This is a genomic window from Emticicia sp. MM, assembly GCF_001649495.1.
On the sequence record NZ_LXHX01000055.1, the window covers coordinates 1 to 13,142 of the forward strand.

The window sequence follows — 13,142 nt, forward strand, 5'->3', positions numbered from 1 at the left end:
TTTTCTGGTTTAAATACGTCATTTGAAATCCTTGATAATTCGGCAATAAAATTTTTAAAAATTACAATTTGGTCAATTTCTTTCTGTAGATTAAAGTTAATTGTGGTTGAATTTTCAGGAAAACCAATGAATAAGCTTCGTTTTAGATTTTTTGAAAGCTTGGGTTCAAGTCGTATTTCATTGATTATTTTTTCAATTTTACTCGGTTCTGGTTGTATAACCAAACCATTTTTTTGCCAGACATTAATGATTGCATAAATACTATCTCTACTATTTTTGGCTGAAAAATCAAGTTCGATATTACTCAATTTCCCCAAAAATTCATTGATACCATTCTTTTGAGTGAAGATTTTAAACTGAGTGCTGTCAATAAGTATAATTGCCTTTCGTTTTTCAATTCTACTAATAAAAGGATTATACTCATTATTCACCACAAAAACTCTTTTTGCTGAGTGTTGGTCAATTAAATAGTCATTTATTGACTGAAAATCCTTGTTTGTGAGTCCACTTACGAAGGAGAAAACATGAATGTAAGTGTTAATGATAGATGAATCTATATCAAGTTCTGGAGGAATACTTTTTCGTATTGTATTAAGAAGGGTAAAGTTGGTATTGGCTTTTTGAGAGTACGATGAGCCATTGATATTGAAGCTTAAACAGTAGTTTTTTTTGTCCTTGCCCAATGCACTAGCCATTGGAAGTGACTCTACCAAAAGGTCATCTTGACTTTCATTGGTTTTTACTTCTTCAAGTTTAAAATTTTGAAAATTAAGGCTTGGCAATAACTTTTCTTTAATTTGCGTGAAGAGTTGTAGGTAAATTTCTTCTCTTGTTAAGTTTGGAGCTTCGTTTGAAACCAAGATTACATTTTTGCAAGAAGAAAGAATATCAATGTTACTTTTTAACTCAAACGTTTGATAAGATTGACTAATTTTCTCTGCATCTTCTTTTTCTAATAAACCCTTTTCTTGTAAATTATTAATGAATTTTAATTGTTCGTTTTTTAACGATTCGTAATTTTCATAAAAATAGTTTTGTTTGGCGGCATAAATAAAAAATCCGAAGTCTTTAATTAACTTTATCTGGTCTTTTTCTAACCATTTTATTAGGTCTTTATATACATTTTCATTAACTAGGCCTATGTTTTTTAATTCATTGGCCATCAAAGTATAGCTTTCTTTTGATACTTTGAGGTTTTGCGAAAGTCCGATAAATGTCAGTGGATTATTTACGTTTATATTTCCTTCAATTTCGGTTTTAAAGAACATCCTTTCTCCCAACATTTTTTCAGCTCTTTCTTTGATTTGTATCATTTCATCGGCTGAAGAACCAACATCTCTCAGTAATTCAAAAATGCCAATAAATCCTAAAATACCTGTCTTTGATTTAATAAGTGAGTCAGGTAGGTTTCTAATGCCCGCCAACGGAGAATTGTAAATTCTTTGGTTCAACATTTTATCTTCATTATTGACTACTTTTAAAAAAGCATCTTTTCCAAATTCACTAATGAATTGTTTTTCTTGAAGATTATTCAGAATATTTTCTAACTGTTGATTGGTAAGTTTTTGAGCGAAAGTAAAATTTGTAGTTAGTAAGATAAAAAGTAGTGAGAATATTCTGTTCATTTTTCGTATGTTTTAATACCAAAAATAGATGAGTAATTCTAAATAACCTACTTTTAACAACATAAAAAAATCGCCATTAACAATAGCGATTTTTAAGTCTTTATACACGATGATTCTTACTCTGTGACATCAAGATGTATCTTTTTTGCCTTTAGAGTCAATAATAAATTCTTGTTTTTTTCTAATTAATAAGCTTTGTTTCTATTCAATTTTACTTTTAAGGTAATATATTCAAGATGTTGCTCGCCTAGACGAGATTTTATCACTAGAACTATTGGACTAGCCCAATGAATGAATACTTTGGTTTGGATTTAATTTTTTTAACTAAATTTTTGCTTCAGAAATGATTCGATAAGTTGTTTTGGGTTCATTTCTTTTAAAACCAGCACATTTACTGAAATTATTAATATCTCATTTCAGTGAATTTATGGTTTGTGTTCTTGACCTGTACCAAATCTTATGCCAAAAAAATTATTTAGCGGTATCAAATTTTGAAAAGGCAAAGTGAGAATAGGTAAATACTCAAATAATTACCGAAACAATTTGATGGTCTTAAGAAGTTAAATTTAAAAAATGATGATTAAGACTTCTACTAAAAAGGAATCAAACTCACAAAATCACATTAAAATTCAGTGGTTTTATGATTAACAAAATTTAAAATAACATTCAAGCCTAATTAAAGATTGCCATTAAACATATACAAGCTAAAATTAATAATGAAATTATTTTTTTTGTTTTTGATGATAATAAAGGATTTTGATTTGGTGAAATTTGAGTAGAGTAATTTTTCATTTTGGGTAACGGTAACGGTTATAGGAAAGATATTTTTTACTGTAAATTTATGTACAATTCTATAAACTTTCAAAATGTTTTGAAAGTTTATTCTTTACAAAAAGAGATAATTATAAACTTAAACCAATTATTATTTTGTCATTGCCACACGATTAAGTTAATTTTGTGCTTTGACCAAAGAACAAAATTGTAAAAATGCCAAATACAGAGTCAATACTGAGAATTGCCCTCCAAAAATCAGGTAGATTAAGTGAGGATTCGTTTAGATTATTCAAAGAATGTGGGATTAAATTTGAAAGTGGTACTGGAAAATTAAAAACTTCCTCTTCAAACTTTCCTGCTGAATTTTTGTTTCTCAGAGATGATGATATTCCAGGATACGTAGAAGATGGAGTTGCTGACATAGGAATTGTTGGTGAAAACGTATTTGTTGAAACTAATCGTAAGGCTGAGGTAACCTACCGACTAGGATTCTCAAAATGTCGATTGTCTATTGCCGTACCAAGAAGCGTTGAATACAAAGGCGTTAACGATTTCAACGGAAAAAGTATCGCTACATCTTATCCTAGAATATTAGGCAATTATTTGAAGGAACAAGGAGTAAAAGCTGAAATTCATGAAATCAGTGGCTCTGTTGAAATTGCTCCAAGTATTGGTTTAGCAGAAGGGGTATGTGATATTGTTAGTTCGGGGAGTACACTTTTAAGTAATGGTTTGAAAGAGGTTGAAACAATCTTCCGTTCGGAAGCTATTTTGATTTCTAATAAGAAATTACCAAAATCAAAAATTGATACACTCAATAAATTATTGTTTAGAATCAAAGCGGTACAAACGGCTCAGAATTATAAATATATTTTGTTGAATGCACCAAATGATAAGTTGCAAGATATTATCAACTTAATTCCGGGTATGAAAAGTCCAACTATTGTACCTCTAGCAATGGAGGGTTGGAGTTCGTTACATTCTGTTTTAGAAGAAAATCAGTTTTGGGAAAATATAGAAGCAATTCGTGGAGCTGGTGCAGAGGGAATATTGGTAATTCCAATTGAAAAAATGATTTACTAAAATCAATTTAAAAAAGTTCTAAGCATTGCTTAGCAATAAATAAATGAATATTATTTCGTTTCCACAACGCTCAGAATGGAAGAACTTGCTTGCAAGACCAGTGCAAGAAATGGCCGAAATTGAGCAAAAGGTACTTCCTATCTTACAAAAAGTAAAGCATGAAGGCGATTCGGCATTAAAAGAGTTTGCTTTAAAATTTGATAAGGTTGAGCTAAATAACTTTCAAGTTTCACAACAGGAAATTGATGCTGCTGAGGGGCTTCTTTCTTTCGAACTGAAGGAAGCAATTGGACAAGCATACAACAATATTTATACATTTCATCAATCACAAAAACAGTCACCCGAGGTTATCGAAACAATGGCAGGGGTGAAATGCTGGAGAAAAAGTGTAGGTATTCAAAAAGTTGGATTTTATATTCCAGGCGGAACAGCTCCATTGTTCTCTACCGTTTTAATGTTAGGTGTTCCTGCACAAATTGCTGGTTGTGAAGAAAGAATACTTTGTTCTCCAAGCAATCATCCTGCAATTTATTATGCAGCTAAATTAGTTGGTATTACAAAGGTGTATCGAATTGGTGGGGCACAAGCTATTGCAGCAATGGCTTATGGCACTGAATCTATTCCACAAGTATATAAGATTTTTGGCCCTGGAAACCAATATGTTACTGCTGCTAAACAGCTATTAAGTAAAGAAGGTGTAGCGATAGATATGCCTGCTGGACCTTCAGAAGTGGCAGTGATGGCAGATGATTCTGCAATTCCTTCTTTCGTAGCATCTGATTTACTTTCACAGGCCGAACATGGGACTGATAGTCAGGTATTATTGGTTTCTACAAGTAAGAAATTTGTTTCAGCAGTAAATCTTGCAGTTTCAGGACAATTAAATAGACTGCCAAGAAAAGATTTAGCTTCTAAAGCTATTGAAAATTCTAAGATTATTTTGTTGGATAACCAGCAAGATTGCATTGATTTAATCAATGAATATGCTCCTGAGCACCTAATTTTAGCCGTAGAAAACTACAATGAGGTAGGAGAAAAAATTATCAATGCAGGTTCTATCTTTTTAGGAAATTACACACCTGAATCATGTGGAGATTATGCATCGGGTACAAATCATACATTACCAACCAACGGTTATGCTCGTGCTTATAGTGGTGTTTCGGTTGATAGTTTTGTAAAGAAAATTACTTTCCAAGAAATCTCTAAAGAAGGTATTCTTAATATAGGTCGTACAGTTGAACTAATGGCCGAAGCAGAATCTTTAGAAGCTCACAAACGAGCGGTGTCTTTGCGTATGGAGAGTTTAATAAATTAATATTTGCATGGAAGTAATTTTACACTGATTACCAAATACGATAATGAATATTGAAAATGGTACTTTCTTAGTAACTGGTGGTGCATCTGGTCTTGGATTAGCCACTGCTCAAATGCTAGTTGATAATGGAGCAAATGTAGTTTTATTAGATGTAAATATTGATGCTGGACTAGCTGCTGAGAGACAATTAGGTACTAAAGCAAAATTTATTCAAACCGATGTTTCTAATGAAGCACAAGTAAGTGAAGCAATAGATTGGGCTGTTAGCAATCATGGTAGTATAAGCGGTGTGGCAAATTGTGCTGGAATTGGCCCAGCGATGCGTGTTGTTGGAAAAAATGGTCCACATGCACTTGATTTATTTGCTAAAGTAATCAATGTAAACCTTGTTGGTACATTCAATGTAATTCGATTAGCTTCTGCTTCCATGCAAAATAATGAACCCAATGAATTTGGAGAAAGAGGTGTAATTATCAATACTGCGTCAGTTGCTGCTTATGATGGTCAAATTGGGCAAGCTGCATATTCGGCCTCTAAAGGTGGAATCGTTGCAATGACACTACCAATTGCTCGTGAATTAGCAAGAGTTGGCATAAGAGTAATGACCATAGCACCCGGTATTTTTGAAACTCCTTTATTAATGGGAATGTCAGAGGAGGTTAAGAATTCATTAGGTCAGCAAGTTCCATTTCCTCCAAGATTAGGAAAGCCATCTGAATATGCTTCATTAGCCAAACATATATTTGAAAATGTGATGCTTAATGGAGAAATCATAAGATTAGATGGTGCTATTAGAATGGCAGCTAAGTAATTCAAGAAATGATATAATGAAAAAAGGTGTGAAGTATACTTCACACCTTTTTTGTTTTATTTAGTTGAAAACTTATAAATGGTTGTCGTTTGATAAGTTTCGTTTGGTTTCAAAACGGTAGTTGGAAACTTCGCTTGATTTGGTGAATCTGGGTAATGCTCAGTTTCTAAACAAAATCCTGTACGGAATTTATAACTAACACCTTTCCCTTTTGCTTTTCCATCTAAGAAATTCCCAGTGTAGAATTGAATAGCTGGTTCGGTAGTGAAAACTTCTAAAACTCGACCTGAATTAGGTTCATAAACACTTGCAACATTTTTTAATTTATTGCTTGTATCCGTAAATACCCAACAATGGTCATACCCTTTTCCATATTTAATTTGAACATCTTTAGGGTCATTTATTCTTGCCCCAATTTTGAATGATTTGGTAAAATCAAAAGGTGTACCGGCTACGGCTTTTAACTCACCTGTAGGAATAAGTGTTTCATCAACTGGTAAGAATTTATCAGCATTCAGAATTACTTCGTGGTCAAGTACTTCTTTAGTGAAATCTCCAGTTAAATTAAAATAAGCATGATTAGTAAGATTAACCACCGTAGCTTTATCGGTTTTTGCTTGATAATCAATTTTCAGAGAATTATCTTTTTGAAGCGTATAAATTACTTCTACATCTAATTTACCAGGATAGCCTTCTTCTCCATCTGCAGAAGTATAAGTTAATTTCAATTGTGGTTCTTCGCCGTCAATGGGAGTAGCGTTCCATAATACTTTATCAAAGCCTTTTTTACCACCGTGGAGTGCATTTACACCATTATTTTGAGCAAGTGTATAGGTTTTGCCATCAAGTGTAAATTTGCCTTTAGCAATTCGATTACCATATCGGCCAACTAATGCACCAAAGTAAGGAGAAGCTTCCAAATAATCTTTCAACGAATCAGAGCCAAGAGCGATATCTACATATTTACCATTTTTATCAGGAGCAAGCCAGTTTGTAATAATTCCACCATAGTTGGATATTTTTACAACCATACCATTCGCATTTTTTAAAGTATAAAGCTCTGCTTTTTCACCTGTAGGTAAATTCCCAAAATCAACTTTTTCAATACTTTTTATTGCTGAAGTTGTGGAGTCTTGTGTAGTTTCTGTTTTTTTTGAGGTACAATTTTGAAATAAAAGTGCACTGCAAAGCAGCAAACTTAGGGCCTTCAATTTCATAGTTTATTTGAATTTAAGATTGAATAAATAGAATGAAGCTCTAAGTTAGTACATATAATTAATTGAAGCCAAATTTTAAGTTCTTAAATCTGTCGCCAACTTGAAAATTGATGTCTATAATCAAAAAAACCTCGTTTATTACCATTGGCATTTAAAAAAACGAAGTCTAATGCATGGGCTTGGGTCTCAATTACACAGAAGTTTTCTCTGGCAAAGCTCAGCAATTCATTAGAGACATCTTTCCTATTTAAATCAATTAATTCGGGAATTTCTATAAAATTCCCCGATTTTGCGGCAGTAGTATAGCATAACTTGCTTTGTAAGCGAGCTTTAGACCAAGCATTTTCAGAAAATTCATCTTGATGATGAATAAATGCTTTTGCGTAAATCCTTAGCTGTAATTTTAATTCATCATTGTAGAAAAGCCAGCTTACGGAATTATTTTTAGTTAAGTCATCAATTTTTTTTGACCTAATATCGGTGTGAAAGCATAAAGCTTTTTTTGCCAAAATTACATTTCTCAAAACTACTGTTCTTTGTTCTGGAAAGTGCTCATTGATTGTGGCAATAACTCCATGATGAAATGGTGCTTTGTATGAATGAACCGAATCATTAAGTAATTGCCAAATTTGTTTTTCAATTTCCTCTAAATCGTTTCCTAAAAAAATCTCACGCATTAGTTCTTCTCTTTTTTAGAAAAACTATTTGTTTTAGAAAAAGTTTTTTCAATAAAAAAATCCTGACAACTTATTGGTTATCAGGATTTTAGTGGAGACGCAGAGAGTCGAACTCTGGTCCGAACATGGCAATCGTCGAGCCTTCTACATGTTTAGTCGGTCTTAATTTTCGAGAAAAGCTCGGTGTCCGACGTACCAAGACTGTTCCTTAGAAACCTAAATACTAATTACCAGCAAGTTCCCCGCAAGTAATCGCCTCTGCATTGTCGACACCCCGAACTCCTCAGCGGCAGAGGTTAGCCGAGGCGGGATGTGGCTAAATGTTTAATTCACTCCGGAATTAAGCAGCCATGGCATACGAAGTATTGCCAGTTATTTTTTGGAAGAATTTTTGACAGGAGATTCTACCAACTCCCGACATGCTTATACTCGCAACCACTCACGCCGTCAAAACCGGTCGTCCCCAGTTGCATTGTATGAATGCAAAATTAATGGTTTTAGTTCAAATCCCCAACTAAAACTTCATTGAAAGACCAATTCGTTTTCTTGGAATATCAACTTCCATTACTTTTACTTGTACTTTTTGATGAACCTTAACTACTTCATTGGGGTCTTTAATGAATTTATTAGACATCTGCGATACGTGTACTAAACCATCTTGATGAACACCAATATCTACAAAACATCCAAAAGCCGTAATATTGGTTACAATTCCTGGAAGAATCATACCTACTTTTAGGTCTTCCATTGAATGAACATCGGCCGAAAACTCAAATGCTTCAAGGGCTTCACGAGGGTCACGACCTGGTTTTTGTAATTCTGATAAAATATCATTTAGCGTAGGAACTCCAACCGTTTCGGTGACATAATTCTTTAATACAATTTTTGATTTAAGCTGCTCATTACCAATTAATTCTGAAACCTTAACACCTAAATCTTTGGCCATTTTCTGTACTATTGCATAAGTTTCTGGGTGCACAGCTGAATTATCTAATGGGTTTTCAGCTCCTCTAATTCTAAGAAATCCTGCACATTGTTCGAATGCTTTTGCACCTAAGCGTGGTACTTTTTTGAGTTCTTCTCTTGAACTGAAAGCACCATTTTTTGCACGATATTCTACGATATTTTGTGCCAATGAAGGGCCTAATCCTGAAACATAACTCAATAAGTGTTTACTGGCGGTATTTAACTCAACGCCAACTAAGTTTACACAACTTTCTACTACTGAATCAAGACTCTCTTTCAGCATTTTTTGTTCTACATCATGCTGATATTGGCCAACACCAATTGATTTTGGGTCAATTTTAACCAATTCTGCAAGTGGGTCCATTAATCTTCTTGCAATAGATATGGCTCCTCTAACGGTTACATCTTTATTCGGAAATTCATCGCGAGCAATGGGTGAAGCCGAATAAATAGAAGCCCCTTGTTCGGAAACAACATGAACTGCAACTTTCAATGAACCGTTGGATGCTTTAATGAGGTTTTTTATAAAAGCCTCTGTTTCTCTGCTCGCAGTTCCATTTCCAATGGCAATGGCATCTATTCGATATTCAAGTATTAATTTTTTAACAACTGCTTCTGCTTCAATTTTCTTATCCATTGGATAAATTACTGTATCGAACAATAAATCTCCTTGTTCATTCAAGCATACAGTTTTACATCCAGTTCTAAATCCGGGGTCTATGCCTAATACTCTTTTCTGCCCCAACGGAGAAGCTAGAAGCAGCTGACGAAGATTGGTTGCAAAAATCTTTATTGCTTCACTATCAGCTCTTTGCTTAGAAATATTACTAAATTCAGTTTCGATACTCGGCTTCAATAAACGGTCATACGAATCACTGATAGCTTGTTCTACTTGCTCTTTAGCTTCAGGTAAGCCGCGTAGATAAATACGGTCGAGGGCATCTACGCCACGTTCTACTTCAATTGAAATATCAATCGAGAGAATACCTTCTTCTTCACCACGGCGAAGTGCCAATAGGCGGTGAGATGGAATTTTTGAAAGCGGTTCGGAGAAATCATAATAATCTTGATATTTAATTCCTTCTTCTTTTTTGCCTTTTTTAACTTTAGAAGTAATAATTGCTTCACGTTCGAATAGTTTGCGAACTGCATTTCTGGCTTGAATATCTTCGTTAATCCACTCTGCCATAATATCTCTTGCACCTTGAAGAGCATCATTCACATTTTCTACTTGCTCATTTAGGTATTTTTCAGCAATTGCTTCAATATTTCTGTCTTTTTGAGCAAAAATTATTTTAGCAAGTGGTTCAAGGCCCTTTTCAATAGCTATTATCGCTCTCGTTTTTCGTTTTTGCTTGTAAGGGAGATATAAATCTTCTAGTTCGTTTAGGTAAAGTGCATTTTTGAGTTTATTTAATAACTCAGGTGTCATTTTACCTTGTTCTTCAATAGATTTTATGATTGCTTCACGGCGTTTATCCGCTTCTTGAAATTTATTGTATAATTCTTTGGTATTAGCAATTTGTACTTCGTCCATGCTACCAGTCATTTCTTTACGGTATCTAGAAATAAATGGTACTGTTGCTCCTTCTTCGAATAAATTAATGGTATTTTGGATACTTTTTTCGCTCACACCTACTGTTTGAGCAATAATTTGAATTTGTTTTGGAGTCATCTTTCCAACCTTTTATATGTATTCTGAATCTTATCTTTGTAAAACTAATTCACAAAAATCTAATTAAATTATGAAAATTCAATTTCTTATCTTAATGATTCTTTCCACATTATTTTTGTTAAATTGTGAAAAAGAAAATGAAGTGTCTGTTAATCAGGCATCTATGGGCGATTATACAATCAATTACGGTACAAGTTTTGGTATGTGCGTGGGGCCTTGTAAAAAAGAATTAAATATAGCTAACTCCGATTTGTTGTTTACTGTTTATTATAATGAGGGTAGGGGTGCTGTGGGAGGAAATCCAATTACATATAAAGAAGTTCTTGATGCGGATTTTCAGAGTACTATTACGAAGAATCTTAATTATGAATCCTTTAAAAAATTAAATGAAGTTATCGGTTGTCCGGATTGTGCAGATGGTGGAGCCGAATGGGTAGAGATTGTCAAAGGAGATTCGAAATACAAAGTAACCTTTGAATACAATAAACCACCAAAAGAGATTGAAACTTTAGTAAAAACACTAAGAGAGAAAAAAGAATATTTTGAGCAAAAATACATAAAATAACTATGAAATAAACCCCTCAAGCTTAATCCTTTGAGGGGTTTATCTTTTGTTTAGCTTTTCTTCCATTTTGTAACATTTCGGAAAAAATTGACTTTTCGTGTATATCATCAAGAATAATTGCTTCTTGGATTACTTCTATAAACAAAGCTTCTTTTTCTTTAAAATCACTAATATTTTTAAACGTAATGCCATGAATAAACTTTCTATTCTTATTTTCTAGAATATTTTGCTCATTGGATAGCTGAAATCCTCTATGAAATCCAACTTCAATTCCTTTATCATTTTTTAGTACATTGAAATAGCACAATTCATTTTTAACGCCAAACATAGCTGTATTATACAAAAACCTCTCCTTCATTTTAGGATGCGTATTCAATACACAATTTCTTAATTGAGTAAGTAATAGACCTATATCTGTATTTTGACTTTCAATAAAATCTTCAATAGAAATGTACCTTTCCATAAAAAAAATTAATTTTTCTTGATTAAAGAGCCTAAAATCATTCCGCTAATGCTCGCAAGCAAACCCCAAATCATGGATGGGATTTCAGATTCATAGAATTCAAAGAGCGTCCAAACACTTGTGCCCAGAGTCATTGAGAGAATCGCTCCAAGTGCATTTGCTTTTTTCCAGTATAGGCCAGCCACCAGTGGAATAAATAGGGCAACTAAACTTAAAGCAGACGATTCGCCAACCAATTCATAAATTTCTGCCTTGTATAAAGATAAAGTAACACTCAGAGCTGTAATGGCAATTGATGACATTCTCATAGTTTTGAGCAATTGTTTATCTGAAATTTTGTGTCCGTAGAGTGGTTTTATTAAATTTTCACCTAAAACTGTTGCTGGGGCTAAGATGGCTCCACTACAAGTACTTAAAATGGCAGAAAGTAATGCTCCAAAAAAAAGAATTTGCATGCCTAAACTTGTGTGTTTTAGTACTAAAAATGGAATGAGCATTTGAGAATCTCCATTTTTAATGTCTGGGTACAAAATACTTCCACATAGTGCAATGACAAGTGGCATAGAAGCTACTGAAAGATACATAAGGGCAGACCAATAGGCACTTCTTACGGCAACATCTGCATTTTTGGCTGATAACGTTCGTTGAAATACATCTTGTTGAGGAATTGAACCCCAACCGATTGTAATCCATGCTGCAAAATAGCCAATCCAACTATTGAAGGAATTATCTTTTGGAGTAAACCTAAAAAAATCTTTTGGGGTATCCATGAGAATTTTTTCTGTTCCCCCAACTTCATAAAGCATTTCTAGCATTAGTAATAATAGACCAATAACAATTATTACCGTTTGAATGGTATCTGTAATAGCAACAGACCACATTCCTCCAACATAAGTATAAAACAGTACGACTGATGCACATATTAAAATTCCCCAAACAAATGGCACATTCGCTATTGATTGCAGGACGATAGCCAATGCGACAAGTTGTGCAGCAATCCAGCTAAAATATGACGGAATCATAAAAATTGCTGAAATCCATTCGACTTTTTTATCATACCTGATGCGGAAGTAATCACTAAAAGTTAAAATATTTAGTTTATAAAGTGGTCTTGAAAAGAACATTCCTATAAGTAACAGACATAAAGCTGCTCCGAAAGGGTCTTCAATTACACCTAATAGGCCATTATCTACAAATTCTGATGAAGCTCCCATGACAGTTTCCGAACCAAACCAAGTGGCAAATAAACCTGAGGCAACAACGTATGTAGGCATTTGCCTGCCAGCTATTGTAAAATCTTTTGAAGTTTTTACATTCTTTGATGCATACCAACCAACCCCAATAGTTATTAATAAATAAAGAATTATAAAGCAAATGAGCATTTATTTGGTTTATTTAATTTTTTGTTTTTAGTTTTATGCAAAAATCATAAAAAAACTCATTAAAAATGTGACTTTACACTTATTTTAGAGTCAATATTTATATTTTTCTTAATAACAACCCAAAAATAATTACCTAAGCTGTGACCCACCTAATTGAACGTTTTACAGAAATTCTAAGAAAGGGGAAGTACAATACACAAACGATAGCTGCTTATCGGAATGCTATCTTTGTATTTTACAATCATTTTAGAGATTTGCCCCAAAGTAAAATTACGGAAGAACTTATTGCCGCTTATCTTATTGACCTCGGTGAAAAGAAAGGTGGAAACGCTGATGCTGCTCTCCAAGCAGGAAAAGCCATCAAATTATTTTATGAGGTAATTTTCAATCGTAAGTTAGGTATTAAAGCAAACGGCGAATCTAAAGCTGAAAGTTTACCGGAAATTTTGACCGAAGATGAAGTTAAAAAACTAATTTCAGTCTTAGAAAATCTCAAGCATAAAGCTTTGATGTCAATTATTTATGCAGCCGGATTGAAATTGAGTGATGTTCTAAATTTGAAAGTTACGGACATTAATTTTAATAAACG

General features: G+C 33.5%; 11 protein-coding genes and 1 other RNA gene. 5 read left to right on the plus strand and 7 right to left on the minus strand.

The window, feature by feature from the left end:
• The coding region (locus A6M55_RS07300) for a hypothetical protein (RefSeq protein WP_156510999.1) at positions 1–1,625 on the minus strand (1,625 nt) is incomplete at its 3' end.
• Between the two features lie 987 nt (positions 1,626–2,612).
• On the opposite strand from A6M55_RS07300, the gene hisG reads away from it, so the two are divergent.
• Genes hisG through A6M55_RS07315 form a run of 3 tightly spaced genes read left to right on the plus strand, consistent with a single transcriptional unit; the run spans position 2,613 to position 5,608 of the window.
• Positions 2,613–3,482 carry an ATP phosphoribosyltransferase gene (gene hisG, locus A6M55_RS07305; protein ID WP_015030701.1) on the plus strand — a complete coding sequence of 290 codons (870 nt, stop codon included), beginning with the start codon at positions 2,613–2,615 and terminating at the stop codon, positions 3,480–3,482.
• A gap of 43 nt (positions 3,483–3,525) precedes the next feature.
• A complete protein-coding gene (hisD, locus tag A6M55_RS07310) occupies positions 3,526–4,797 on the plus strand; it encodes a histidinol dehydrogenase (RefSeq protein ID WP_064197091.1) in 1,272 nt (423 codons plus the stop codon).
• A 43-nt stretch (positions 4,798–4,840) separates the two neighbouring features.
• Positions 4,841–5,608: a 3-hydroxyacyl-CoA dehydrogenase gene (locus tag A6M55_RS07315; protein WP_064197092.1), complete on the plus strand. Its 768-nt coding sequence runs from the start codon at positions 4,841–4,843 to the stop codon at positions 5,606–5,608.
• Between the two features lie 56 nt (positions 5,609–5,664).
• Here A6M55_RS07315 and A6M55_RS07320 read toward each other — a convergent pair whose 3' ends face one another.
• The 4 genes from A6M55_RS07320 to A6M55_RS07335 all read right to left on the minus strand — a co-directional run bounded on the left by A6M55_RS07320 (position 5,665) and on the right by A6M55_RS07335 (position 10,143).
• Positions 5,665–6,825, minus strand: coding sequence for an aldose epimerase family protein (locus A6M55_RS07320; RefSeq protein WP_064197093.1), 1,161 nt, complete (start codon positions 6,823–6,825; stop codon positions 5,665–5,667).
• An 83-nt stretch (positions 6,826–6,908) separates the two neighbouring features.
• Positions 6,909–7,502, minus strand: coding sequence for a pyridoxamine 5'-phosphate oxidase family protein (locus A6M55_RS07325; protein ID WP_064197094.1), 594 nt, complete (start codon positions 7,500–7,502; stop codon positions 6,909–6,911).
• A gap of 89 nt (positions 7,503–7,591) precedes the next feature.
• Positions 7,592–7,967, minus strand: a transfer-messenger RNA (tmRNA) gene (gene ssrA, locus A6M55_RS07330).
• 49 nt (positions 7,968–8,016) lie between these two features.
• On the minus strand, positions 8,017–10,143 hold the full coding sequence (locus tag A6M55_RS07335; protein ID WP_064197095.1) for a Tex family protein: 2,127 nt from the start codon (positions 10,141–10,143) through the stop codon (positions 8,017–8,019).
• Positions 10,144–10,213: 70 nt separating this feature from the next.
• On the opposite strand from A6M55_RS07335, the gene A6M55_RS07340 reads away from it, so the two are divergent.
• A complete protein-coding gene (locus A6M55_RS07340; RefSeq protein ID WP_015030707.1) occupies positions 10,214–10,708 on the plus strand; it encodes a hypothetical protein in 495 nt (164 codons plus the stop codon).
• Positions 10,709–10,730: 22 nt separating this feature from the next.
• Here the strand turns inward: A6M55_RS07340 and A6M55_RS07345 are convergent, their stop codons facing one another.
• Together A6M55_RS07345 and A6M55_RS07350 are read right to left on the minus strand one after the other, a co-directional pair.
• Positions 10,731–11,171 carry a DUF1801 domain-containing protein gene (locus tag A6M55_RS07345; protein ID WP_015030708.1) on the minus strand — a complete coding sequence of 147 codons (441 nt, stop codon included), beginning with the start codon at positions 11,169–11,171 and terminating at the stop codon, positions 10,731–10,733.
• A gap of 8 nt (positions 11,172–11,179) precedes the next feature.
• Entirely contained in the window at positions 11,180–12,553 is a 1,374-nt protein-coding gene (locus A6M55_RS07350; protein ID WP_064197096.1) for a sodium:solute symporter family protein, read from the minus strand.
• A 140-nt stretch (positions 12,554–12,693) separates the two neighbouring features.
• On the opposite strand from A6M55_RS07350, the gene A6M55_RS07355 reads away from it, so the two are divergent.
• Positions 12,694–13,142 (plus strand): phage integrase N-terminal SAM-like domain-containing protein (locus A6M55_RS07355; RefSeq protein WP_156511000.1); only part of this gene is annotated, 449 nt, incomplete at its 3' end.